Genomic DNA, 24891 nt, shown 5'->3' with positions numbered 1-24891 from the left:
TAATGATAAGCCAAACAAAACTAACAAGGAGAAAGTAATGGCAAGAACCAAGAAGGAAGAGATCAAAGTCCCTTCCACTATGAAGGAAATCAAGGACACGCTATGGAAGTCTGCCGACAAATTGCGCGGTTCCATGGATGCATCCCAATACAAGGATGTGGTGCTGGGGTTGGTGTTCCTTAAGTACGTGTCGGACTCATTTGAAGAGCGTCAAAAGGACATTCGCGCAGAACTCGAAGCACAAGAATATCCAGAGGATGTCATCCAGGAAGACCTCGCAGACGTTGATGCCTACACCAGCGAAAACGTCTTCTGGGTTGCCTCCAACGCCCGCTGGGAGTTCCTACAAAAGAACTCCAAAGGCAAAGAAGTAGAAGGTAAGCACAAGTCCATTGGCAAGCTTATCGACGAAGCAATGGTCCAACTCATGACTGACAATGAGTCGCTGTTGGGTACACTCCCCCAGATTTACGGGCGTGACAACATTGATCAGCGTCGCCTCGGTGAACTTGTGGACCTGTTTAGTTCCACTTACTTCGCTACTACCAAGGAGAAGAAGGCTCGGGACCTGCTCGGTGAGGTCTACGAGTACTTCCTGGATAAGTTCGCCAAGGCGGAGGGTAAACGGGGCGGCGAGTTCTACACGCCACAGCCAGTGGTTCGAACCTTGGTAGAAATCCTGGAACCTACTGAAGGGCGCGTGTACGACCCTTGTTGTGGTTCGGGTGGCATGTTTATGCAGGCAGAGAAGTTCCTGGAGGCCACGAAGCGGGATCGCAGTGCGATCGCGGTCTATGGCCAGGAGCTTAACGAGCGCACTTGGCGGATGGCCAAGATGAACTTGGCCATCCACGCAATTAGCGCTGCTGGTCTCGGTGAGCGCTGGGGTGACACCTTCGCTCGTGATATTCACGCTGGCACCCAGATGGATTACATCTTGGCTAACCCGCCGTTCAACATCAAGGACTGGATCCGTAACGAGGAAGACACGCGCTGGAAGTATGGCGTGCCCCCTGCGCGAAATGCAAACTTCGCCTGGATGCAACACATCGTGTCCAAGTTGAAGCCACACGGCGAGGCTGGCGTGGTGATGGCGAATGGCACCATGACGTCCCAAAGCGGCGGCGAGGGTGAAATTCGCAAGAACATGGTGGAAGACGATGTGGTGTCGTGTGTCATCGCGATGCCGGGGCAGCTGTTCCGTTCGGTGGCGATCCCGGTCTGCGTGTGGTTCTTCGCCAAGGATAAGACGGCGGGCCAGAGCGGCAGCGTGGATCGGCGCGGTGAGGTGCTGCTTATCGACGCCCGTCAGCTCGGCCACATGATTGACCGAACGGAACGCGCGTTCAGCGATGAGGACATTCAACGAATTGCGAACACTTTCCGAACCTGGCGCGGACGCGCATCCGCTGAAGGCGAATATGAAGATGTGGCTGGCTTCTGTAAGTCAGCATCCATCGAAGAGATTCGGGAGGCAGGCTACGCGCTGACGCCAGGTCGCTATGTTGGTATGGCAGAAGTTGAAGACGACGGCGAACCTATCGACGAGAAAATTGCGCGGCTCACTTTGGAACTCACCGCAGCGTTGGACGAATCTGCTCGACTGGACGCAGTCGTGCGTGAACAGTTGGAGAGGTTGAAGTGAGCCTTCCGTTTGTAGAGATTGCCAGAATTGCCGACATCCGAACCGGTTCAACACCGACGCAGTTTCTTCGGCCTGCTGATGGCAACGAAGGCATTCCATTCGTTACTCCTTCTGACTTCGCTCACAAAGACCAAATTTTCGATACTGAACGCGTCGTATCCTCTCCGGCATTGACTAGCCTAAAGGGCCGGCTTGTTCCTGCAAATTCCACGTGCGTTACATGCATTGGATCCACGCTTGGAAAGACTGGTTTCGTCAAGAATCAGGTGATGACGAATCAACAGATCAACAGTGTTACTGCAGTACCAGGCAAGGCGCAATCTCGGTACTTGTATTACGCCATTTTGAATGGCTCGGCTCAACTCAAGGACATCGCTGGAGGTTCGGCTTCTCCGATCCTGAACAAATCTGATTTCGGTAGATTTTTGGTGCCCGATTTTGATCTACAAACGCAGCACAAGATTGCCGATGTCCTTGGTGCCCTTGACGACAAGATCGCAGCAAACCAGCGGGTTATGCAGTTGGGTCTTGATTTCATCAAGGTTTTGTGGCAAAAGGCTCAATGTAGCTCTTCGACCGAGATTCTGGTGGGCGATGTCATCGATGTGAACCCGCGGACTCCACTGCCGGCAGGAGTTGGATTACCGTTCCTCGACATGAAGAATCTTCCGGAAGACGGTCACCTTCCGAGCAGATGGGAGGTGAAAGAGCCCAGGTCAGGATCGAAGTTTATAAATGGAGATACGCTGCTGGGCAGGATTACACCATGCTTTGAGAACGGAAAACTGGGCTACGTAGATTTTCTCAAGGAGGGAGAAGTTGGTCTTGGGTCAACGGAGTTCATTGTTTTTCGTCCTAAGGAAGGCACCCCTCGGGCAGTACCTTTGTGTTTTGCTTCGAGTGAGGTCTTCCGATCGGAAGCCCAACTCAACATGGTCGGTACTTCAGGACGACAAAGAGTAACCGCGGAGTTCGTCAAGCAGTTCCCGGTCCGTTGGCCATCAGCTGAAGCCATTCATGAGTTCGGGAACCTTACGAGCCCACTATTAGAGAAGTTCTCTGCGCTTTCAAAGGAATACCAAACCCTCGCCCGCACCCGGGATGAACTCTTGCCTTTGCTGATGAATGGCAAGATCACGGTTGCGGAAGCGAACGAAGAGGTTCTGGCTATGGGCGTCGAAAAGCATGCGGAAGGAGCCGGCGATGTTTAACGAAGACATGCTGGAACAGCTGACCCTGGAAAAGCTTGGCGAAGAGTGGGCCTACCGGCCCGGCAAGGATGTCGCGCCGGGTTCGGGCGAGCGACAGAGCTGGAATGAAATTGTCCTGCGCAGCACTCTCGATGAGGCTGTTCGTGAACTCAATCCGGGTGTTCCCGAGGAATTCCTACAGCAAGCCATTGGTGAATTGCTCACTCCGAAGTCCCAGCACCCAATTGCGGAAAACCAGCGCGTGCACGAGATCCTGGTGGAGGGCTACCGTGGCATCACCTACTACGATTTGGACGGGCAACCACAAAACCCCACCATCTACTTCTTGTCAGCGGAGTCGGACAAAAATACCTACCACGCCGTCAATCAGGTCACGATCCGCAACATCGAGTACGAACGGCGTTTCGACGTCGTTTGCTATGTGAATGGCCTGCCTGTGGCGATTATCGAGCTGAAGAAGCCTGCCGGGAAGTCTACGGCTGAGGAGGCCTTTAACCAGCTACAAACCTATGTTAAAGAATTCCCGATGGCGTTCCGGTTTGCCAACATTGTTGTGGCCAGCGACGGTATTGATGCCCGCTACGGCACCCCATTCACACCGTGGAATCATATGGCGCCGTGGAACGTCGATGATGACGGTAAGCCAATTGCTCTGGATGTCGTGGATGAGGAGGGGAATGCGCAACTCCCGCTCGACCACCTTTTGTGGGGCGTATTTAACGCCGAGCGATTCCTCCAGCTTCTCCGCGAATATACTGCCTTCGACGACACCGAAGAAGGCCTGTTTATGCGCGTCGCAAAGCCACACCAGTACTTTGCGGTGACGAAGGCCGTAGGCAGCACTATCCAGGCTGTGCGTAGCGATCGCCGAGCTGGTGTCGTTTGGCACACCCAGGGCTCTGGCAAGTCCATGGAAATGGAGATGTACGCCGCCAAGGTTATGCGGTCGCCAGAGCTGGAAAGCCCCACGATCATCGTGATTAATGACCGTACAGAGCTTGATGGCCAGCTGTTCAGTACTTTTCAAGCTTCTACCCTGCTGCCGGAAAAGCCGAGCCAAGTGGAATCTCGATCCGACTTGCGCACCGCGTTAGCTGCCAGAACTTCCGGTGGCATCTACTTCACCACCTTGCAGAAGTTCGGGCTGACGAAGGATGAACGCGAGAAGGGTGATTCTCATCCAGTACTGTCCGAGCGCCGCAACATTATCGTGATCGCTGATGAAGCTCATCGTTCCCACTACGGGTTTGGCGACATCGACAATGATGGTTATGCAGCGCATCTGCGCAGCGCACTGCCCCATGCCACGATGATCGCTTTCACAGGCACACCTATCGCTGAGTATGATCGCGATACTCGCCAAGTGTTCGGCGACGAAATCGATGTTTACGACCTCAAGCGTGCGGTAGACGATGGCGCCACGGTTCCTGTGTACTTCGAACCACGCCTCGTACCACTCGCACGTGTCCAAGGAATCACTGATGATTACATCGATGACACTGCTGAGGAAGCAATGGAGGGGCTCAGCGAGGCGGAGCGTGCTCAAATCCAACGCTCTACGGCCAAACTTGAAGCGCTTTACGGCAGCGAAGACCGCCTGAATACCCTTGTGGACGACCTTTTGCTCCGGTGGGATGACCGTCGCGAAGTAATGCAGGACTTCATCGGATGTCCAGGTAAAGCAATGATTGTGACTTCGACACGCAGCATCGCCGCCCGCATTTACGAGAAAATCATTGAGCGCCGCCCTGAATGGCACAACGATGCTGACGACAAGGGCAAGGTCAAGGTGGTTTACACTGCCAACCCGTCGGACTCGGCTGAGATCAAGAAGCACATGCGGCGACCAAGTGCCATTAAGGCTGTCAAGGAACGTGTAAAGAATCCAGACGATGAGCTGGAGATCATCATCGTCAAAGACATGATGCTTACCGGCTTCGACGCTCCCCCACTGCATACGATGTTCCTCGACCGCTCGCTGAAGGGCGCATTGTTGATGCAGACCTTGGCTCGAGTGAATCGTACGTTCCGTGACAAACCAGACGGCTTACTTATCGCTTATGCACCGTTGACTGAAAACCTGCGAGCAGCCCTGGACGAATTCACCGTTTCGTCTGAAGAGACTGGGCAAAAGGTTATTGGGCAGCACGCCTCCGAGACGCTTGAGATCGCCAAAGGATTCGTGCTTCAGATCGACGGGTTGGTTGCAGTTAATTGGCGCCCATTGGTCGAATCTGGTGACATCCGGGGTGCGATTTCAAAGGTAGTGGGATTTCTACGTTCTCCGCGCACACCGGGCAATGTCGATCCCGAAGATGCAATGGCTCGGCCGGTGGCAAAGCGATTCCGGGAACTAACTTCTGCCTTGGCTCGTGCCTGGGCGGTGGCAGTGTCTGCTGAAGACGCGGAAGCAATTCGCCCAGACGTGAAATTCTACCTTGAAGTGCGTCAATGGCTGATCAAGATGGAGGCTGCGGACCGAGCGAGCCGTGGCGAGCCTATCTCGGACGCTGCTCGGCGAGTTTTGGGCCAACTGGTGGTCGATTCCGCGGAGAGTATGTCCGTAATTGACATCTATGGCGAGATCGGGCGAGATATTCCGAATCTTCAGGAACTTGCAGTTGAGGGTCTGAATCCGGGCTCGGTGAAGACAGACATCGAAGTCGCAATCGAAGCTTTGCGAGCGAAATTGCAGCAGGGCATTCGCGAAGCAACCGGATACAACGAAGTCCGTAGTGTTTTGTTCTCCGAGCGCATCCGCGATGTGATGACTCGCTACACAAACCAGCAGCTCACTGCTGCACAGGTCATTGCAGAGTTGGTTGAACTCTCCAAGGAAGTTGTTGAAGAGTCGCGCCGTGGTGAAAATTTTACACCTGCTTTGTCGAATGACGAGCTGACCTTTTTTGACGTGGTCGCGAAAAATGAATCCGCGGTGGATGTATTGGGTGATGATGTCCTGGCTGACATTGCACGCGAGATTGTGTCCACAATGCGCCGCGATACTCGAACCGACTGGACTGTCCGAGACGACGTGAAGGCGAAGCTGCGCCGCACCATCAAGTTGCTGTTGCGTAAGTATGGCTATCCGCCTAACCGGCAAAAAGAAGCAACTCAGCTGGTTTATGAACAAATGGAAAAGTTCGCTCCGAGGTATGCGAGTGATCATGGAAAGGATCAGAAGTGATGGTCGAGGACGATCGAAAGCAATCTAAACCAAACTACGTGAAAGTTGTTTATTTTGATGAAGACTCAGCCTCTGATCTAGTGGATTTAGATGCTGGTGGACGAGAGAAGGTCACTGATACTGAAGCGGAAAGGCTAGCCAAAGAAGCCGAGGGAAAGATTTCAGCCAGTTTTGCAGCAAAATATGGTTGGTTCTCCTTTTTGGGAGCGAAAGCGGAAGTCTCGGGAAGTGCCTCAGGCTCGAAAACGGGAAGCAAAATTATTGAGAAGTCACTATCAAATACAATCCTTACGGATTACCTAGACAAGATTTCAACCAAAAAGAAATTCATTGAGTCAATTGGCCATGTGAAGCTAACGCCCGTAGAAGGGTCTATGGCCCACGTAAAAATGTTCACCCCATTTATGGTCATCGCTAACACCGCCGAGACAGGCATTGATCTTGCGAAGCTGGATGAAGCCCTGACTCAAGCGAAGGGCTATTACGAACTAATTGCTTCAGATGATTCTGGCGGTAAGAGGGTGCTTCGCTTTAATCTAAAGGCATTTAGGAATAATTACGGATTGAACGATCTGTGCAGGATGGATCTGATGTTTGATTGCATCAAGGTGGGTCATGCGACATTGGAAAGTTTGAGTGATGAATTTGGAGTTCAGGCTACCAGTGAATTCTCGGCAAATCTCATTCTTGAACATGGGGAAAAGGAAAAAATTGATGAGTTGGAAGTATATGACGTAATTCTTGCAGGGGTGATCTGCGGTGACTAATTCTGAAATCACCGTGTATCTAGGAGACGTTCACTTTTTTGAAGAGCACGTCGAACAAATAGATGGTGCCAGTTCTGACATTGTAGAAGTTATCCGACAAATCGAAGTATTAAATAATGTAACGACTCATGTTGCTCAGGGGCAAACAATTGAGATTCCGGATCCGCCTCACTTTGAAAACATTCTGGTGGCATCGGCTGATTTTGCAACTCTTTCCGATAGTTCAGTTTCCAACTTCTTGGGATTGTTGAATCGGTGTATCTGGCGCAGTGTTCATATTCATAATCCGCCAGCCCGCGTAATTCACCAGCTTAAAGGCTTGTCGGATGTCAAAGTGCTTAGGCAGAAACCCTTTGTTCTGAGCAAGCAGGGCTTAGTCGACTTGAATGTTTCGCTTCATGCTCAGCTTATCGGGCAGGGAAAAGCAATTGAATCAATTCTTTCTGGACTTTACTCAATGACTAAAGCTGATCGAAATCGGCCAGTTGTACTTATGTTTTACGGTCCTTCTGGAGTTGGTAAAACACAAGCCGCACAAATAATTGGAAATGCCATTTCTGGTGGCCTGCTGCGGAAACAGTTTTCTATGCTGCATTCCGAACATTTTTTTTCTTACATATTTGGGGGAAACCATTCAGACGCATCATTTGCCCGCGACTTAGCCGAGCGAGATGCTGAAGTAATTCTTCTTGATGAATTTGACAAGTGCAATCCCGTCTTCTACTCAGCATTCTATGAATTGTTTGACGAGGGTAGTTTCCGAGACCGAAATTATGAGATCGAATTGAAATCCGGAGTCATTATTTGTACGGCAAACTTTCAAACCCTAGATGAGATTAAAAGTGGGCTGGGTGACCCAATTTATTCTCGTTTCGACCGATTTATAAAGTTTGATCACTTGAACAAACAACAAATTGTTGAAGTGGTGGATCGAATCATTTCCGATGCATATCAGAAGCTCAGTGTGGCAGAGAGGGAGGTTGTCGATGGGGCGCAGGTTCGAACTAAGCTGTCGACCTCAGACTGGGGCACTGGCAATATCAGACAACTAAAGCACTATGTGGATGAGGTATTTGAGTTGGCGTTGGTGCGAGACTTGTTAATCAACTCATAGGACGCGGATTTTGGGAGATAAAGCTCGGTGCTGCTGGTGCCAGGCCGGGCGGATTCTAGTGGTCGTGGAAACACGGTCTAGGTTTCTTTGTCTAGCAATTGTGCCATGCGTTCTGCGGGGGTATCGAAGTTGAGTGTTTTTCGTGGTCGTCTGTTGAGCTGCATGGCAACGAATTCCAGGTCTTCGGCGGTGTGGACGCTTAAGTCTGTGCCTTTAGGGAAGTACTGGCGTAGGAGCCCGTTGGTGTTTTCGTTGCTGCCGCGTTGCCAGGGTGAGGCTGGGTCACAGAAATACACTGGGCAATCTGTGGCGATGGTAAACGATTTATGTCCTGCCATTTCACTTCCTTGATCCCAGGTTAACGAGCCTTTGAGATGCTCAGGTAGCCCATTGATCGCTGCAACCAGTGCGTTTCTTACTGCTACGGCGTCATGTCCATCGGGTAGGTGCAATAGCATGACATACCTGGTGGATCTTTCCACGAGGGTGCCGATAGCTGATGTGTTTCCTTTACCTAAGATGAGGTCACCTTCCCAATGCCCTGGGACAGCTCGATCTTCTACGTCGGCTGGCCGATCGGAAATCATGACCATAGGGTCAACAAATCGCCGCCGAGGGATACGCTGCCCGCGAGGTTTACGCACTGTGCGCCCTTGTCGCAGGCATGCTGCGATTTCTTTCTTTAACTCGCCTTTAGCCTGGAAGAACAATGCTTGGTAGATAGTTTCAGCACACACGTGCATAGTGTCATCGTCTGGATAGTCTTTGCGCAACCTCCCTGCGATCTGTTCCGGAGAGAGCTTGTCACGCAGCATGGCAAAGATGGTCTCCCATAAACCTGGGACGAGGTCGATCTTGCGTTTTTTCGGCCGGAATCTGCGAAGCGTTGATGTGCGCTGTGCATGGGTGGGTAAATACAGGCCGAAATCATCCTGGTTACGGCGTAGCTCTTTGCTGATCGTTGACGGTGCGCGCCCTAACCGCCGGGCGATGGCACGCACACCGAAGCCTTGCCGATGCAAGTCGAAAATAAGCTCACGTTCTTCAATACAGAGATAACGCGGTGAAATCCGCTGATCAATACGCGATTGGGGGACGATAGCAATCGGCAACGACTGCCGGCCGTCAACATAGTCAAGCAACTGCATAAGCCTGTTATACAAGGCCGCATCCGGCCCATCCGGGATGAACGCTACACGCTGCCGCCCCACCTTGATGACGCCTTTGTCGATATCACGCGCATCACGTAGATGAATTCCACACGCATCAGCGGCATCTTTTCGCCCTAACGCACCAATTCGAAGCTGTAAATAAGCACACCGGCGCGAGGTTGCCGCAGCACGCCGCCCATGAGGATTACGCGTCCATAACCCCAGATCGATGCCCACTCGGTAGACAACCGAGCTGCCCAGCTGGCAGTGACGGACTATATCCATCGGCGCCCAGCCTCGAAGCCACAACGAAGCAATCTGCTCGTATTGTTTAGACGACGTAGTAACCCGTGAACGAACAGGTAGCGCCAACCGGTGCGCCAACGCATACGCCACGCTATCAGGCAACCCAGTACTACGCGCTGCCGCGCGAACCGTGAAGCGTCCTGGGTTTTGTTCCGCTTCTTATACGGGGGTCAGCTCGCTGACCCGGGTGTGATTATACATATCGATGATCTCTGCAGGGCTCTTATATCCGAGGGCTTCGTGGAGGCGCTCGTGGTTCCACCAGTGGACCCAGTTCAACGTCGCAAACTCGACCTCGGTCAGTGAGAACCAGGGCTGGGAATAGATCAGCTCGGCTTTGTACAGGCCGTTGACAGCCTCGGCTAGCGCGTTATCGTAGGAATCACCCACGCTCCCGGTGGAGGGCTTGATCCCGTAGTCAGCGAGTTTCTCGTTGTAGGCAACACTCGTGTATTGCGAGCCATGATCGGAATGATGCGTCAGATCCACCAGAGTATCTTTCGCTCCCTGAATGGCCTGCTCGAGTGCCTCTAGTGGTAGCGCCTCGGTTTTCATCGAAGAACGCGTCGCCCAACCCACAATCTTGCGGCTATACACATCAGTAACGAACGCTGTATACACGAAGCCGGATAGGGTTCGTACATACGTGATATCAGCAACCCACAGCTGGTTGGGCCTACTGGCCTTGAACTGCCGATTGACCAGATCCGGACGAGAATCTACTTCCTGAACGGGCCGGGTTGTGATTGGGGCGCGTCCCCGGCGAACACCCTCAATTCCACCGATTCTCATGAGCCGAGCCACCTGGTCACGGCCAACATCCCAACCAGCACGCCGCACTGCATGCCACATCTTCCGCACCCCGTAGACGCTGTAATTCTTGGTGTGGATCTTCTTGAGCTCATCGATCAGGATCCTGTCTCGTATGCTTCTGGCGCTCGCTGGCCTGCTCTTCGCCAGCCGGTAGCCACGAGAGGTGATAAACCCTCCCTCCAGACTCACGCCCAATACCCGGCAAATCGGCTCGACCCCGAAACGATCCCTATACTCATCAATATAAGCAATCATTATCGGGCCGGACGGTCGAGCTCCGCTGCGAAAAAAGCCGAAGCAGTCTTCAAAATCTCATTCGCCCGCCGCAACTCCGCAACCTCGCGTTTGAGCCGTTTAATCTCCTCATGCTCTTCACGCGTAAGCCCCTGCCGTTCACCCGCGTTCACTAAATGCTGCTCGTACCAGCGGCGCAGCGATTCATTCGCGATCCCTAGCTTCGGTGCGATCTCATTGACCGCCTGCCACTGAGAACACGAGCCATCATCGGCTAAACGATCGATCAGCATCCGCACCGCGCGATCCTTGAACTCCTGTGAATACCTCTTGGCCATGTTCCAATCCTCTCAAAAGTGAGTAGGAACAAAACCCAGGACGCTTCACCGAGCTACCAGCTCGTACCAAGCTGGAAAACCTGTCAACAACAACCGGATCAGGATCCCATACCGACCCCATGAAAACACCTCACAACAATCAGGTGTTTCCACGACCACTAGAATCCGCCCCGAATATCAAAACGCAAGAGCCCCGGGTGCGTGCGCGAGGGCAGAGGCAACACCGGGGCGTTCACTTGCATAGTAGCATCACCGTCATGGGGAGTAAAGAGAAGCCAACGTGTCGCATCGTATTGCCGGGTTTCCCTGAGCCAAGGATGCGTTCGTATTTGATCGCTGCTGGCGGTGATGTTGCCAAAGCGCGTGAATTGTATGCGTGGAATGCACAGATGGCTGGAGCTGCGCTTGAGCAGCTTGCCCACTTGGAGGTTTTGTTACGCAACGCGGTGGATCTCCAGCTTCAAGAATGGATTCGAGAACGTGAAATAGGCATTCCGTGGTTCTTTATGCCCCCATTTATCGTGGCGCAGAGTGAAGCAATCGAGACAGTTCGGGAACGGCTTAGACAGCAAAATCGAGAGACAAGAGACCAAATCATCGCGGGGCTCTCATTTGGTTTTTGGACAGGTTGGTTCGGCCCGAAGTATGAAGAGTTATGGAGGCAAAACTTGAGGCTTGCTTTCCCTAATGGCACTGGACAGCGTAAAGAGATTGCTCGTTTGGTGGAACAGATCCGCAAATTTCGAAACCGTGTGGCGCACCATGACTCGCTACTAAATGTGGATATTGGCTTCGAAATGGAGGCAATCTTTCAGCTTGCGAGAATCATCAATGTAGAGGCCGCTAGTTGGATGAAGTCGGTAGACCGAACGCGGGTTGTGGGGGCAGCACGGCCAATTACGCCCAAAGACACGGTGGTCGTACCAAGCAATGATAGTTCTCCTTTGCTTGAGGACCTTCACGCGTTTGTTTGTCAGGCAGGTCGCTACTTCAGGCAAGTTCAATACCTAGCTATTTACAAAGATCGGCAAATCTGCATGGACGTTGCACGTATCAAGCTACGTAGGGATAACGTCTCATGGAATAGCTCGGAAGCTCGTCGACTAAAGGACAGTGAGGATCGCATTGAAAGAAAGCTTGGAAAGGTGATGGAAGCCGGTCTCGCTCAAGGTCTCAATCATGGTGTCTATCAAGTGTTCTTGCTCTCCCAGCCGGGAGATCCACAACATGTTCAACTGTCTGGACCGCTCACGAATGACAAAGCCGGTCGGTCGTCTGCCTTCGTTCGAAAGCAGCGTTACACCAGCGTTCACGATCTGAGACATGCCAATAGTGTCTGGGATCTCGAATAGAAAGACACATGAAAATCAAAGCCGCACCGGAGAAACCTGCGTTCATGTGTGATTTTGGTGCCCATACTTACTCGGCCAAAGAGTCGTGGCGAAACATTACTGGCTCGACACAATCCATCAGAACGGCTGCAGAAAGCGGAAGGATAGTCAAAGGACTTCTAGAGCCTGGCCGATTTGAAAACCTAGCTGCACTAGACCCCATCGCCGAAGAAGTCGCCTGCATGGCCAACACCCCAGGTGGCGGCGCCTTGATCGTGGGTATCGAAGACAAGGCCGGGCGAATCATCGGCACTGAGTTGGACCTCGATTGGCTGCGGCAAGGCATTTATAGTCGCATTGATGTGGCACCGGATATCGTCGAAAAGCGGGTGCAGGGGCAGCGAGTACTCGTCATTTATGTTGCTCCCGCAGCCGAACCGGTCGAGGATACCGGGAATCGGCTGCGCTGGCGCGTTGGTGACTCGTGCAAGCCAGTCGACCGCTCGGAGTGGTGGGAGTATCAGCGAGCCCAGGCTGGTTTCGATCCGATGGCTCAGGTTAACACCGCAACGCTTGCCGACGTCCGCCCCGGGGCAATGGCATTGGCGAGGAAATGGGATCCAGCTTTTGCTGAGCTGACAGACCAAGAACTTCTACACGGAATTGGAGCTCTCGATACCCAGGGTTTTCTCTCCCTCGCGGGAAAACTGCTGTTCAGCTCTGCGGGAAGCGCCGTAATCGAGTTGAGTATCTTTGATGTACACGGTGGTCAGGTGCTGAATCGAGTAGTTCCTGAGCCGGACAAGTCCTGCCTCGAACAGCTCGAACATATTGAACAGGCGCTCAATGTGGTAAATAAGAACAACACTGTGGTGGAGGGCTTTGCCCACAAGCCGGTCCCGGAAATTCCCCGGAGTGCTGTTCGTGAGGCGATGCTCAATGCCATGATTCATCGCGATTGGAACCGCAGTGAAGCAATTGATGTGCGGTGGGTGGAGCTTGATAGCACGCTGATCGTGCGTAGCCCCGGCGGGTTTCCTCCAGCAATTACGGCCAATAACGTACTGAGCAACCGCTCGGCTCGCTATCCCGCCTTGGCTGAACTTTATCGGGCGGTTGGGCTCGTCGATAAGCAGGGGGTGGGTGTCGACCGCATGTATCAATCGATGATTGCCCTAGGGCATCGGCCACCAACCATCGAAGAGATAGCAGGGCCTTTTGTGGAAACCACCTTGGTGGGTGGTCGCCCAGTACTTCCCGTGCTTGAGCTGATGTCCAGGATTGTGCCGGAAGCTCGCCAAGAGGATTACCGCATCGCGATTGTGCTGTATCTGCTGTTCCAACGATCGTTTGTTTCGGCGGACGAAGTCGCGCGCGGACTCCAATCCGGCAGTGAATCCGCGCACAATGCTTTGGAAGCTGCTCGGCAAACGACGGTTTTGGGAGACCCGCTTGTTGTTCCGCATGGCGGAGTGTGGTTATTGGGCGAGTCGTGCCGCAACATCCTGCGCAAAGCTGACCCAACGCCATTCGCTCCGGCGCGATACCTGTCCACCGATCAAGATGAACTCCATAAAACAGCCGTGCTGTGGCTTTGGGAAGTTGGAGACCTTGCCACGAGCGACCTCATGGCGCTGGCGGGGATTTCCCGCGGAACTGCGAAAGCCTGCATTGATGCGATGGCGGAGGCGGGAACAGTGGGGCCGATCGGCAACGGGCGCTCCCGTCGATACCGTTTGGTGGATTAGGCAGTCTCTATTCCGCCAAGGATTGCACAAAAGTCGCAATCATTGTTAGATTAGCACCCCTCTAATCTAACAATCCGCAGGTGGGTGATCATTCGAGCTGCCGTAATCACACCGTTGCGCCATAGACTCCCACTATGTCCCTCCCCCTAACATCCATTCTCTCGTCCGCGAGGCCGAGCTGCAGTTAGCCTCTGTAAAAAGGAGCCATTCCGCGATGACTGGGATGCATTCAAGATCCAGGGCAAGTGGTTCGCGCTGCTCGGCGTGCTGCATGGCGAAAGGATCGCCAATGTCAAGGTCGACCCACTCGAGGGCGAATTACTCCGCCAGCAACACCCAGGCATCACGCCTGGCTACCACGTGAATAAACGGCATTGGGTCATGATCACCGAAGGCCAAGGCGTGCCCGACGACCTCGTCCGCGAGTTGGTCATTGATTCCTATCGCTTGGTGCGCAGGTAGGCACGCAGCTTGCTTGTCGACGCTGCGGTCGGAATCACCATGTCTGCATCGATCAGTTTCTTGACGCGTAGACGAACCGTGCCCTCAGATCTGCCCCACAGTTCGGCGAGTTCTGCGGTCTTACGTGGAGTTGTGGCAGAAATGTGCTCATAGAGCTCTCGGGCGGGGGCGCTAACTTGAGGCATCGATTGAGCAGCAAGCGCATAGTGTTCGCTATCGATGGCGGTCAATTGGCCGTCGACAAGCAATTGTGCGAGGAATTCTCGGGCTTCGTCACTGTCGATTCCGAGACGGTCCCGGAGTGATTGAGTGGAAACTTCGCCTTCGTTGCGCGCGAGAATCAGAGCCACGTCAGCAATCGGTGAGCGCTGATGTCCACGACTTTCGAGCCATTCCTGTGCTTCGGTGTCAAGGAGCCCGAAGCGGCGCAGCGTCACTTGAAAAGAACTGATGTTGTTCTTAAATCTCGGTGCACTGAGCCCGTGCTGAGTCATGGCGCGGATCATGGCCGGAATGCCACTTCCTTGGTTCTCTGCGATACGTTCATTCCGCGCATTGTGCAAGTGGCTGAGGATGGAAGCAAGGGCTTCATTCCTGGTGACGGACCGGCCATCGACGAGGTTCTCTTCGGTGCGTCCGCCCCAGAGGCCACCTGGGTTGGTGATCTCTACACGATCTGGATAGATGTCAACGGCAACTTGTTCGCCGCGTGCGAGTTGTCCATAGTCGCGGTGCATCACAGCATTGGCGATGGCTTCTCGAATCGCCAGCTCTGGGATCTCCTTCTCGTTGACCACGGTGCCAGCAGTTTCACTGTAACGAGTTTTTAAGTTACCCAACACTTCCGCGACTGCAGACTCGACGGCTTCGGTGAGTGGGCCGTCACAACGCTTTCTGGAAAGGAATCGAATGCCAGCAGTACTAGTTGACTTCTCGGTGGTTGGGTGAACGGTGACGTCGATAAACAACTGCGGAAAGAATTGTTGGGGGTAACGCCCCACAGCCAATACACCGGCCAAAGTTGGCTTAAGGTGGTGCTGTTCGTCATAGTCCAACACTTTGATGAGGCGCAGGAGATCGTCAGAATTGCGTGCGGTGGAGATGACGCGGGAGCCTTCGGCTCGATAAGCTGCGATTACTGTCTGGACCGCAATTTCATCAATGTCGTCAGGCAACGCATCTGCGATGATCTCGCGATCTGAACTATCGGGTTGCATCCACGTTTGTAATTCGTGAATCTCGTAGGCGTTCAGTCGGCGATCGCCATCGAACTCACGTCGATAGCTGCCCTTGGAGAGATGCTGATCCGTTACGAAACAAGGCATTTGACTAACGAGCTGCGGGTCATCTCGCATGGCATCGATTTCGACAGCGATCAGCTCCTGCCCTTCAAACCTCACTTCGTGCATGCGGTGACGTGGCACCGGAGTGACCTTTGGCCTGTTTCCAGGTGCCGTATTGAACCCTGCAACGAGTTCTTTCTTGATCTGCTCCGCATTGAATTCGAGATCAGCGGTGAAACCATCCGGTTCAGATAAGCCAAGTATGAACAGCCCGCCACTTGTATTTGCAAAAGCGCTGACGCTTTCCCAGAAGGACTTTCCAAGCGAATTTTGGACCCGCTTGGCTACCACACGACTGTTGTCACTACTCGCAGTGCGCATCCATTCGATGTGCTGTGCGATGAATTCGTCGAACTTCTCGGGAGTCATTGCTTATTCCGTTCTGGTGAAGTGAGTAGTGATGCCTGTCATTGGCACTGATCTAAGCACTGAACCATGTAATGTCGGTAGTGAAACGAGTAGTGATGCACGCTGATTTAGCACTGAACCATGTAATGATGGTAGTGAAACGAGTAGTGATCCACCCTGTACGGTCTAACTCGTCACACCCCCTGCGCCCTTGAATCCCATGCGGGAAGATTAGGGCATGATCTTCCCAGAAATCGACCAAGACCTTGCCCCTGAACTGCTCGTGAGCGACCTGTCGAGCAGCCTGAACTTCTGGTGCGTCATGTGTGGCTTTTCTGTTACCTACGCACGCCACGAGGTCGGCTTCGCGTGCATCTCCCGAGGCAATGCTCACATTGTTCTGCACGAGCTTGGTGAAGGCCGTGACTTTGTCACCGACACGCTCGAAGCCCCGTTTGGCCGTGGCATCAATTTCCAAGTGCGTGTCGACGACCTCGAGGTCCCCCTCGCATCCCTGCGCAACATCAACTGGCCGCTATTCCTCGAACCTGAGGAAAAGTGGTATCAGGTTGGCAGCGCGGCTGAGGTGGGCGTTCGCCAGTTTTTGGTGAAGGATCCGGACGGTTACCTGATCCGTTTTCAGCAGCCGCTCGGCCATCGCAGCTAAGCACCTCGGGTGCGGTGTGCGGCTAGCGGTGCCTCCGCACACCAAAACTGGTAATCAACGCGACTATCGCCAATCCAACGAGCGCCAGTCCCGCACGCGGAGAGAAATGGGGGCGATTCGGGCTCGCGCTCGTCACGTCGTCGCTGCTACCGGTCGTCGCAACGTCAGCCTGGCCAGCCCCAGCGCCTTCCGCCGTGGTCTGTGCCGGCACCAGCGGCGGTAACCAGTGTGCGCGTGGGGCGCGGAGCTGGCCGTCTTCGCACAGTGGCAGGCCGCTGCAGTCGCGGGTGCCGTCGAGGACGTCGTAAAACGGCAGGTATTTGTCGCCGCTGGCGTTGACATTGGCGGCGTTGCTTGCGGGCAGGAAGGGCGGCACGTCGGGCAGGCCGGTGGGGTCGTTGTGAACGAAGGCGTAGGGCGCGATAAGCCCGGAGCCGGTGGCGGAATCGTGGCGGATCTCCCCCTCAGCACCAATCGCCGTGCGCAACATCGACTGGGCTAGCTGCAGGTCAGTGGCTTGAGGCCACCGTTGTTTCGCGAGCGCGAACACTCCCGCGGCATAGGGGGACGCGAAGCTGGTTCCGTTAATTTCGGTGAGGTTGCCGTCGATATCTCTGCCCAGGACTGCCGCGCCGGGTGCTAGCAGTGCGAGGTCGTGTTGTCGGCTGCTGAAATCGGCGACATTGCCTTCGGGGTCCACCGCGCCGATGGACACCATGCCGGGGGTGGGTGTTTCAAGTTCCTCGGGGTCATTGGGTGCTTCGGTGCCGTTGTTACCGACGGCGTCGAAAGCCAAATGCCCGGTGAGCAGCAGGTAGGGTGCGTACTTTGGGAGGTCCCCGTCGTCGACCGAGTTGGAATACACGGTGGGGTTGCGGTCAATTACTTTACGGACCACGCTGTGGGCTTCCTCGATGCAGCTGGGGGTGCGAGGGTCGTCTGGGTCCGCGTTGTCCGTGTTGCGCACCTGCACCACGATGAGTTTCGCTCGGGGTGCAACACCCTGAATATTATCCGGCCCGCCTTGGCCCACAATCATGTTGGCGACATTCGTACCGTGCAGCGATTGCTCGATCTCATCCTCGGGATCGAGGGGGATTACTTCCTGACATTCCTCCGAAAGCGGCAGGTATTCAACGTCAGCGCCGACGAGGTCCGGCGAGTCCGGATACAGCCCACCCTCCGAAATAACAATGGTCTGTCCAGCCCCATCGAAACCCTCTTCGTGCAGCTTATCGACGCCATATGCCCCAATCCACCAGTTGAGCGGAATCTCATTTTCGGCATCGGCAGCTGGGGTTGTGGAACACAGAAACGTGGCGCACGCTGTCGCGACTAACAAAGCGCGCATCGCTACCACTCCCCTTACAAATTACGGTGACGTCAAAAACAGTGTCACTTTACCGTCTGTTGCTGTGGATACCGAACCGAAGTCGTGCATAACTAGCTCTCGGGGTGCCGACGAATCTACCGCTGCTCACTACACTTGCTGATATGACCACAGAGACGATTCGCACACAATTAAGCCACCGCACAATCCGGAAATTTACCGGAGAGCCGATCGCCCCCGACACTCTCGCCCAGCTTTTCGACGTCGCGATGCATACCCCCAGCTCGCTGGGTATGCAGGGAGCGAGCATCATCCACGTCACGCAGCAGGCATTGAAGGATCGACTTGCGGAAATCGGCAACCAGCCTTATGTCAAAGACGCGACGGGATATTTGCTGTTTATCGTCGATACGCACCGCAATGATGCCCTGACCGAGGCGGAGGGCGCGCGTTACCCGCGCAACTTCATCTCTGGTTTTACTGATGCTTGCCTGATGGCCCAAAATGTGTGTGTAGCAGCGGAAAGCGTGGGGCTGGGTGTGAATTTCTATGGCAACGTACATAATGACGCTCGCGCGATCATTGAACTGTTGCAGTTGCCGGAGCTCACTTTTCCGGTGGTAGGTATGGGCCTGGGATGGCCGAACCAAAACCCGCAGCTCAAGCCGCGTTTGCCCCGGCAGGTGCGGGTGATGGAAAACCACTATGTGGAGGCGGACCGTGACCTGATGGCTGCTTACGATACCGAGATGACCAGCTACTACGACCTGCGCAATCCCGATCAACCGGTGAAATCATTCAGTACGCAGGTGACGGGGCATTACTCTCAGCCCCTGGATCTGCGGGACGAAACTCTAAAGATTGCGCGGGAGCAGGGGTTCGACGTCTAGCCGCTGCCTAGGCACTATGCCTTTTCTACCAGCGTGAGTACGTCGTAGGTAGCCACGATCTCGTCGTTCTGGTTGTAGATCACGGTGTCCCAGGCGACCTCACCGTACTCGTCGGTGACGCGTGGGGTGATCCGCTTGGCGGTGAGCTCCACCCGGATGGAATCGTCGTAGGTCACCGGCGTGATGAACCGCAAGTTCTCCAGCCCGTAGTTCGCGAGCACTGGGCCTGGATCTGGGTTGACGAACAGGCCCGCAGCCCAGGAAACCAGCAGGTAGCCGTGCGCTACTCGACGAGGGAAGAATGGGTTCGCCATCGCCGCTTCTTCATCGGTGTGGGCGTAGAAGGTGTCGCCGGTGGACTCCGCGAACGCGAGGATGTCTTCCAGGGAGACTGGGCGCAGCTCGGAGGCGAACTGATCGCCAATCTTTAGGGTAGTCAGGGACTTCCGGAATGGGTGTTCGCCTTCTTCGCGGGTGACGCGCTGGACGTCCGCGCCGCGGTGCCACTCCCCCGTCACGGCGGTGAGATGGTTCGGGGTGCCTTGGATGGCGGTGCGCTGCATGTAGTGCTTCACGCCACGCACACCACCGAGTTCCTCGCCGCCACCGGCACGTCCAGGCCCGCCGTGGATGAGCATCGGCAGCGGGGAGCCGTGTCCCGTGGTAGTTTTCGCGTCATCGCGGTCCAGGAAGTGCAGACGCCCATGGTGCGCTGCAATCCCAGCGGCGTACTCCCCCGCCTTTTCCCGGGTGCACACCGTAGCTACCAGCGATCCACCACCCTTGGCAGCCAGCGCCACCGCATGCGCATCATCGTCGTATCCCAGTACGGACACCACCGGGCCGAACGCCTCAATCTCATGCACCTCAGGCGCGTCAGCGGCCCAGGTCAGGATCGTCGGCTCCACGAAGGCACCCGCCGCTGGGCGCTTGCCGACGCGCGTAGCCTGGCCACCGGCCGCCTCGAGGCGAGCTATCGCCGCATCGACGTCGCGCTGCTGGTCGAAGGACGCTAATGGCCCCATTGTTTCCCCGAGCACGACCTTTTCTTCGATGCGGGAGGACAGAGCGCCTGCCACGGCGTCGACAAGCGCGTGCGGGACGAGCGCGCGACGGACCGCGGTGCACTTCTGGCCAGCCTTTGCGGTCATTTCCTGGAAGAGGACTTTGATGTAGGCGTCGAACTCTGGGTCCTCGGCGGTGATGTCGCTGGCGAGGATCGCAGCGTTGAGGGAATCGGCTTCGGAGGTAAACCGGACGCCACCTTCAATGACGTTCTGGTGCGACTTGAGGGTGGCTGCAGTGGCGGCGGAGCCGGTGAAGGCCACGTGGTCGCGGTAGTCGAGGTGGTCGAGCAGTGTGCGGGCGGAGCCGGAAATCAGCTGGATGGAGCCCTCAGGGAGAATGCCGGAGTCGACCATGAGGCGCACGCAGGCTTGGGTGACGTAGCCGGTTGGGGTGGCGGGCTTGACTAGGGTAGGCACGCCTGCGATGAAGGCTGGAGCGAACTTTTCCAGCATGCCCCACACGGGGAAGTTGAAGGCGTTGATCTGCACCGCGACGCCCGGGATGCGGGTGTAGATGTGGGTGCCGATGAAAGAGCCGTCCTTGGAGAGCGGCTCGTACGGTCCGTCCTCGATGACGTGGGAGTTTGGCAACTCACGACGTCCCTTGGAGGAGAAGGTGAACAGGGTGCCGATACCGCCATCGATGTCGATGTAGTGGTCGCGCTGGGTAGCGCCGGTGGCATCCGAAATCCGGTAGAGTGCTTCCTTGTGTTCGCCCAGGTAGATGGCCAATTCCTTGAGCTTGAGCGCGCGCTCGTGGATGGTGAGCTTGCCGAGCTCCGCCTGGCCCGTGGTGCGGGCATAATCGATGGCGCCAGCGATGTCGAGGCCCTCGGTGCTCACCTCGGCCACGAGCTCACCCGTGCGGGCGTCGAGAACCTCCGTGGTCTTGGTTGGATTTTCTGGGGTAACCCATTGGCCGGACAAGTAGCTAGGCACGATCGCCATGGTAGATCCTCCAAATAACTGAACGTTCGGTAAGTAATGAGCTAGAGTATAACGCAGATCACAATATTGTCGAGGAGGTCGGTATGGAACCGGTACAGATTTCGCTGGGTGAGCTTGATATTCGCATGGGCGTGGAAGTCGTATCCGAGTCGGTCGAGCGTGTCGAAGTGCGCATGCCCGTGGAACGTAACCGCCAATCCTTAGGCGCGCTACATGGCGGAGCGATGGCATGCCTCGGCGAGATGGCAGGGTCTTGGGCTGCGTTGAAGTATGCCTCCACCCTTGGCAAAGCGTGCGTGGGTGTGGATATTAACGCCACTCATCACCGGGGCACCCGGTCGGGATATGTGCGAGCGGTGGCCACCCCGATTAAGCTGGGTCGGACGCTTACCTCGCATGAAGTGGTGATCACGTCCGAGGCTACGGGCGACCGCCTGTGCACGGTGCGGATTACCAACGCGATCGTCGAGCCGCTTGGAGACCTCACCGAGGCGCTGGACCAGGCCCGCGCAGCCGCGATTGTGGATCAGGTTTAGTCGCACTTTCCGCTGCTTTTTAATGAAAATCCCATGCCATTGCCATTGTGAATACATTTTTTAGATCTGTGAAAGCAGCATCGGCTGCCCTTGTATTGCTGGCTTTTCCGCTTGCCGCGTGTGGCAATCAAGATGGCGATGGATCGTCGCCGGTCACCACCGTGGTTACGGTGACGCAGACCTCCCCTGTGGCCACGAGCGCTGCGTCGGCAGCGCCGTCTCGTACGTTCAATAAGCAGGTAAGCCATGAAATTTCCGAAGACATCAAGGCCAAGATGCTCACCCAAACCTGGCCGGGCGTGTGTGGCACCGAGTCCGGTCCGATGGTCAACGGCGAGTTCAAGTCCACAAGTGAACTCGGTGGGTTCGGTTCGATCTTGACCAAGATTGGCGACGGGCAACCGAAGGTCAACATGCTGCAATTCGACTTCGACAAAGACGGCCAGCAGGAAATGTACGTGGCCGCCAGCTGTGTCCCGGGCGCGGTCGGCTGGCCACCACTACTGCTTAAGGTCAACCCAGACCTGACGATCGACCCTGGCAATGGGTTGCCTAAGCGTGGAATTGAGTTGCCTGATGGGCTCGAGGTAGGACGCGGTGGTTGGGGTGAGTTCCGCGCTGAAGGGGATACGCTACGGCTGAGCTTCAAAGTCAGCGCCCCTGGCGACCCTGCCTGCTGCCCTTCGCTAACTGAAACTGGCAATTATGAGGTTAAGGGCGGGAAGTTGGTGCGAGTGGCTGGAGGTAGTGCCCTAGCTGCAGGAAATAAGGAACCGGATGCCACCACTCGCTGTTCAACGCCTTATCTCTCGGTGCCTGCAGGGTTCAGACTGGTTTCGTGTGATGGGACGTGGGCCGAGTTCGGTGTGCCGGCATCTGACGTTTTTGCACATAGATACTGGTCTGATGGGGCTTGGCGTCTACCTGAGCATCAAGGGACGGTGAAGCAATTCGGGGCAAAGTGCTATAGCAATGACTATTTACAAAAATTGCCGCCAGTGCCGAGCCAGATGCAGCTATTCAGATGTAAGCCGGACGAAGTCGGTGTGTTCTAGCATAACGCAGGAGGGATTTCTGGCTCCTTAAACGCCAATCCCGGCAGCTCAATCACCCGCAGCATGCCCTGCCCCGGCCAGAAGTTCGGTGGCTTAGTGGTCAAAGAGAGCGGCTGGTGGACGTGGGCGAGGATCCTGGTGTCATAACCTTTCGGTACCAGCTCGTCCACAGTGACAGGGGCTGATTCTTGCTGTGTTCTCCGGTCGCCGGTGGTCAGCGGGAAGTCGATGTATTTGGCCACTGACATGTGCGGCCAGAGTGCGAGGCCCTGGAAGACCATCGATAAGACACGCATATTCGGACTGGAAGGACCCAAGACGGAGTTCAACTCACCAGCTGCGACCTTCAGGAAGGTTTCGTGTAAGCCGGCGCCGTCGGTAAAGTCGCGCTTGAAGCTTCTAACCTCTCTCTAATTAAGGCGTACCGATGCGACTATCGAGAGGAGTGAGCTGTGCGCATTCCGAAGAGTAATGCGGGAACTATCTGTTTTAGTCGTGCTTGTGGCACAGAAAATGCGCCCGAACTATGGAGTTGTCCGGCCAAGCGATTTAGCTCTGGTTCTTGAAGTTCGTGGAAGCGAAGTGCTAAAGCGGATGCTTTTTCTTCCCCTAGTAACTTTGCTACCTCGAAACCAATGATTGCCACCCTTTGAGGGATGGGATCAAATTCCAATGACTCGTCGAGAAGCATTGCTTGAAACTCGTCGCCCAGCAAGTATTCTTGCTCATCAAACCAGGAAATGGCTGTCGCAATATCGGAACCGTCTTTGCCGGAAATATGGAAACGATCAAGCCACGCCTCAAGCTTTAGTAGTAGAAAACCCACTTTCGAAGGGATCCTGACTACACGACCGTTATTGAGGTCGATTTTCAAGCTCGTGGAAAATGCCTCCCTGAGTCCATTCACATTCAGGATCAATCCATCGCTTGGGGAAATTTCGCCAGGTGGACTTTCGATAGGGCCAAACGGTACAAAATCTACGGGCAGATTACCTACAAGGCGTTTTTGCCAGGCCGAGCCACATCGTTCAAAGTTGGCATTAATAGCCTCTAAATCGTGCCAGCTATCGACGTAGATAGCAATATCGACATCTTTCGTGGCGCGCATCGGATGACCTCCCACGATGCGTTCGTGCAAAATGTCTCGAGCTCGAGCTCCGATAAGCATTAAATCTTCGCCGACTCCCGCCGACTCGAGAGCCGAAAGCACACGTTGGATGTCTTCGTAACCTTGCATCTAAACCCCCAGACGACCGATGGCATATTCGCGTGCGACTTCTGTCAGGCGTGGAGAATCGTGGCTGATGAGATCTGCGTATACGATAGCCGGTGGTACTTCTCGTTTGGGGGTGTGCCAGAACTGGCGCCGGAATATCAAGTTTCCGTCTTGGGATTGTCGCCACTTATGCTTAGCCATGGTCAGGGCAGCTGTTGTCCTATCTGCGACGTAAAGATCCGCAGTTTGGGGATTGATTAGCAAATCTGCCACAGCAGCTTCTCCGCTCAGAAGAAATTCTTCATCGATTTCAGGGACCTCACCCTCGGCGGTAAGAAGCTTGGTTTGATGCCCGAGGCCGGCAGCGTAAGAACGCGCCCATGCGGACAACAGTTGTTGCTTGTCCGGAAAATAGACAGCCGAGGCTCCCGGGTGAAGGTAATGAGTTGCCTCAAGCAGCTCAAGTGTTTGCTGTACTGTGCCAACCGACGTGCCGGCGGCGGTAGCAATCGTACGACGCGACTGATTTAGCAGTTCGTCGTAGGAGAGTAAGAGTGCGATCACTTGAGAACGGCGCCCGGTAAACAGAGAGATGCTGGAGGGCTTATTTGGGTGTGTTTGGTAGTTGCCCCTTCGCCCCTCGATATTAATTAAGAAGCCGGTACCAGATAGGAACATATTTCCGCGCGCGTCTGCAAACCAGATTCCATGTTGGTGAAGTTTTTTGGACTGTTTGCTGCTGATTTCGTCGGCAAGCAGCATTGGTTGGACTTTGGGGGTTGTGGTCACATCATCAACGAAAAGCTCAACTAGCATCGTTCGGCCTGCAATGTTGACTGTGGGTTCTGGAGTGAATGAGAGCTGCACATCGCGCTGAGAGAGTTGGGATTGAATCTCTGTGAGTGTGTCTGCCGAGAGGCTCTCTAGCAGCTGGTTTCGTTCCATGATGTTCAATATACCTGAACGTTCAAGAAAATTGAACAGATCTGTTTAGTTTCACGATAGTGCTAGAAAACAACTCGATTTCTCCGAATTCTCGTGGATGAGCTGACGTTGTTTTTCTCAATTGGCTACCGAAGCCTTCGGTTTCCGAGAGCGGAATGTCGCCGTTCGACGACTCGCCGTTGTAGTTAAATGTGCACGACCTTCGACAGGCTGACAACCATCACCCAACCGCAGCATCG

At 54.9% G+C, this 24891-nt stretch carries 20 protein-coding genes; 12 read left to right on the top strand and 8 right to left on the bottom strand.

Annotation, left to right across the window (positions count from 1 at the left end; all coding sequences use genetic code 11):
• Nucleotides 1-37 precede the first annotated feature (37 nt).
• From CEPID_RS11970 to CEPID_RS11950, 5 genes are read left to right on the top strand one after another with little or no spacing between them, the layout of a single operon-like run.
• Entirely contained in the window at nucleotides 38-1645 is a 1608-nt protein-coding gene (locus CEPID_RS11970; RefSeq protein ID WP_047241149.1) for a class I SAM-dependent DNA methyltransferase, read from the top strand.
• On the top strand, nucleotides 1642-2856 hold the full coding sequence (locus CEPID_RS12595; protein WP_052843584.1) for a restriction endonuclease subunit S: 1215 nt from the start codon (nucleotides 1642-1644) through the stop codon (nucleotides 2854-2856). The genes CEPID_RS11970 and CEPID_RS12595 overlap by 4 nt, the downstream gene beginning before the upstream one ends.
• Entirely contained in the window at nucleotides 2849-6043 is a 3195-nt protein-coding gene (locus tag CEPID_RS11960) for a type I restriction endonuclease subunit R (protein ID WP_047241148.1), read from the top strand. Before CEPID_RS12595 ends, CEPID_RS11960 begins: the two co-directional genes overlap by 8 nt.
• On the top strand, nucleotides 6043-6810 hold the full coding sequence (locus CEPID_RS13610; protein WP_047241147.1) for a DUF6414 family protein: 768 nt from the start codon (nucleotides 6043-6045) through the stop codon (nucleotides 6808-6810). The genes CEPID_RS11960 and CEPID_RS13610 overlap by 1 nt, the downstream gene beginning before the upstream one ends.
• A complete protein-coding gene (locus CEPID_RS11950; protein ID WP_047241146.1) occupies nucleotides 6803-7924 on the top strand; it encodes an AAA family ATPase in 1122 nt (373 codons plus the stop codon). The genes CEPID_RS13610 and CEPID_RS11950 overlap by 8 nt, the downstream gene beginning before the upstream one ends.
• Before the next feature lie 77 nt (nucleotides 7925-8001).
• Here CEPID_RS11950 and CEPID_RS11945 read toward each other — a convergent pair whose 3' ends face one another.
• Together CEPID_RS11945 and CEPID_RS11940 are read right to left on the bottom strand one after the other, a co-directional pair.
• A complete protein-coding gene (locus CEPID_RS11945; RefSeq protein ID WP_169747269.1) occupies nucleotides 8002-8994 on the bottom strand; it encodes an IS30 family transposase in 993 nt (330 codons plus the stop codon).
• Between the two features lie 546 nt (nucleotides 8995-9540).
• Nucleotides 9541-10766, bottom strand: a protein-coding gene (locus CEPID_RS11940) for an IS3 family transposase (RefSeq protein WP_144413386.1) whose coding sequence is annotated in 2 segments (ribosomal slippage) — nucleotides 9541-10487 and nucleotides 10487-10766 — 1227 coding nt in all. Because the reading frame shifts where the segments join, the coding sequence is not laid out codon by codon here.
• Nucleotides 10767-11095: 329 nt separating this feature from the next.
• Here CEPID_RS11940 and CEPID_RS11930 point away from each other — a divergent pair.
• The 3 genes from CEPID_RS11930 (at nucleotide 11096) to CEPID_RS11920 (ending at nucleotide 14307) form a co-directional block, all read left to right on the top strand.
• Entirely contained in the window at nucleotides 11096-12118 is a 1023-nt protein-coding gene (locus tag CEPID_RS11930; protein WP_236684248.1) for a hypothetical protein, read from the top strand.
• Between the two features lie 44 nt (nucleotides 12119-12162).
• Complete coding sequence (locus tag CEPID_RS11925) at nucleotides 12163-13845, top strand: DUF5635 domain-containing protein (protein ID WP_407921628.1); 1683 nt, start codon at nucleotides 12163-12165, stop codon at nucleotides 13843-13845.
• 234 nt (nucleotides 13846-14079) lie between these two features.
• Nucleotides 14080-14307 (top strand): MmcQ/YjbR family DNA-binding protein, encoded by a 228-nt coding sequence (locus CEPID_RS11920; RefSeq protein WP_083984471.1) that lies wholly within the window; start codon nucleotides 14080-14082, stop codon nucleotides 14305-14307.
• Here the strand turns inward: CEPID_RS11920 and CEPID_RS11915 are convergent.
• Nucleotides 14286-16019, bottom strand: coding sequence for an ATP-binding protein (locus tag CEPID_RS11915; protein ID WP_047241144.1), 1734 nt, complete (start codon nucleotides 16017-16019; stop codon nucleotides 14286-14288). The two genes, CEPID_RS11920 and CEPID_RS11915, sit on opposite strands and share 22 nt — an antisense overlap.
• 217 nt (nucleotides 16020-16236) lie before the next feature.
• On the opposite strand from CEPID_RS11915, the gene CEPID_RS11910 reads away from it, so the two are divergent.
• The gene (locus tag CEPID_RS11910; RefSeq protein ID WP_047241143.1) at nucleotides 16237-16665 is read left to right on the top strand and encodes a VOC family protein; all 429 of its coding nucleotides are present in this window, start codon (nucleotides 16237-16239) and stop codon (nucleotides 16663-16665) included.
• Nucleotides 16666-16687: 22 nt separating this feature from the next.
• Here the strand turns inward: CEPID_RS11910 and CEPID_RS12585 are convergent, their stop codons facing one another.
• Nucleotides 16688-18016, bottom strand: a complete 1329-nt coding sequence (locus CEPID_RS12585) for a S8 family peptidase (protein WP_052843580.1) — start codon at nucleotides 18014-18016, stop codon at nucleotides 16688-16690.
• A gap of 143 nt (nucleotides 18017-18159) precedes the next feature.
• On the opposite strand from CEPID_RS12585, the gene CEPID_RS11895 reads away from it, so the two are divergent.
• Entirely contained in the window at nucleotides 18160-18885 is a 726-nt protein-coding gene (locus tag CEPID_RS11895; protein WP_047241565.1) for an NADPH-dependent oxidoreductase, read from the top strand.
• Between the two features lie 14 nt (nucleotides 18886-18899).
• Here CEPID_RS11895 and paaZ read toward each other — a convergent pair whose 3' ends face one another.
• The gene (gene paaZ / locus CEPID_RS11890) at nucleotides 18900-20900 is read right to left on the bottom strand and encodes a phenylacetic acid degradation bifunctional protein PaaZ (protein ID WP_047241140.1); all 2001 of its coding nucleotides are present in this window, start codon (nucleotides 20898-20900) and stop codon (nucleotides 18900-18902) included.
• A gap of 83 nt (nucleotides 20901-20983) precedes the next feature.
• On the opposite strand from paaZ, the gene CEPID_RS11885 reads away from it, so the two are divergent.
• A complete protein-coding gene (locus tag CEPID_RS11885) occupies nucleotides 20984-21436 on the top strand; it encodes a PaaI family thioesterase (RefSeq protein WP_083984470.1) in 453 nt (150 codons plus the stop codon).
• A gap of 68 nt (nucleotides 21437-21504) precedes the next feature.
• Complete coding sequence (locus CEPID_RS11880; RefSeq protein WP_047241139.1) at nucleotides 21505-22491, top strand: hypothetical protein; 987 nt, start codon at nucleotides 21505-21507, stop codon at nucleotides 22489-22491.
• On the opposite strand, the gene CEPID_RS11875 is transcribed toward CEPID_RS11880, so the two are convergent.
• The 3 genes from CEPID_RS11875 to CEPID_RS11865 form a co-directional block, all read right to left on the bottom strand.
• On the bottom strand, nucleotides 22488-22787 hold the full coding sequence (locus CEPID_RS11875) for a hypothetical protein (RefSeq protein WP_047241138.1): 300 nt from the start codon (nucleotides 22785-22787) through the stop codon (nucleotides 22488-22490). The two genes, CEPID_RS11880 and CEPID_RS11875, sit on opposite strands and share 4 nt — an antisense overlap.
• 137 nt (nucleotides 22788-22924) lie before the next feature.
• Entirely contained in the window at nucleotides 22925-23728 is an 804-nt protein-coding gene (locus tag CEPID_RS12580; protein ID WP_052843578.1) for a hypothetical protein, read from the bottom strand.
• The gene (locus tag CEPID_RS11865) at nucleotides 23729-24652 is read right to left on the bottom strand and encodes a type IV toxin-antitoxin system AbiEi family antitoxin (RefSeq protein ID WP_047241137.1); all 924 of its coding nucleotides are present in this window, start codon (nucleotides 24650-24652) and stop codon (nucleotides 23729-23731) included.
• Nucleotides 24653-24891: the final 239 nt, after the last annotated feature.

Source organism: Corynebacterium epidermidicanis, from assembly GCF_001021025.1.
GTDB lineage: Bacteria > Actinomycetota > Actinomycetes > Mycobacteriales > Mycobacteriaceae > Corynebacterium > Corynebacterium epidermidicanis.
Note: the sequence above shows the minus strand (reverse complement) of the source record. Positions and strands in the feature narration are given on the sequence as shown.

Bases quoted from the DNA above. Each gene is read 5' to 3' on its own strand.
- CEPID_RS11970 (WP_047241149.1), top strand. From the start codon at position 38: ATGGCAAGAACCAAGAAGGAAGAGATCAAAGTCCCTTCCACTATGAAG.
- CEPID_RS11925 (WP_407921628.1), top strand. From the start codon at position 12,163: ATGTGTGATTTTGGTGCCCATACTTACTCGGCCAAAGAGTCGTGGCGA.
- CEPID_RS11865 (WP_047241137.1), bottom strand. From the start codon at position 24,652: ATGGAACGAAACCAGCTGCTAGAGAGCCTCTCGGCAGACACACTCACA.
- CEPID_RS11875 (WP_047241138.1), bottom strand. From the start codon at position 22,787: ATGCGTGTCTTATCGATGGTCTTCCAGGGCCTCGCACTCTGGCCGCAC.
- CEPID_RS13610 (WP_047241147.1), top strand. From the start codon at position 6,043: ATGGTCGAGGACGATCGAAAGCAATCTAAACCAAACTACGTGAAAGTT.
- CEPID_RS11895 (WP_047241565.1), top strand. From the start codon at position 18,160: ATGACCACAGAGACGATTCGCACACAATTAAGCCACCGCACAATCCGG.
- CEPID_RS11910 (WP_047241143.1), top strand. From the start codon at position 16,237: ATGATCTTCCCAGAAATCGACCAAGACCTTGCCCCTGAACTGCTCGTG.
- CEPID_RS12585 (WP_052843580.1), bottom strand. From the start codon at position 18,016: ATGCGCGCTTTGTTAGTCGCGACAGCGTGCGCCACGTTTCTGTGTTCC.
- paaZ (WP_047241140.1), bottom strand. From the start codon at position 20,900: ATGGCGATCGTGCCTAGCTACTTGTCCGGCCAATGGGTTACCCCAGAA.
- CEPID_RS11960 (WP_047241148.1), top strand. From the start codon at position 2,849: ATGTTTAACGAAGACATGCTGGAACAGCTGACCCTGGAAAAGCTTGGC.
- CEPID_RS11915 (WP_047241144.1), bottom strand. From the start codon at position 16,019: ATGACTCCCGAGAAGTTCGACGAATTCATCGCACAGCACATCGAATGG.
- CEPID_RS11885 (WP_083984470.1), top strand. From the start codon at position 20,984: ATGGAACCGGTACAGATTTCGCTGGGTGAGCTTGATATTCGCATGGGC.
- CEPID_RS12580 (WP_052843578.1), bottom strand. From the start codon at position 23,728: ATGCAAGGTTACGAAGACATCCAACGTGTGCTTTCGGCTCTCGAGTCG.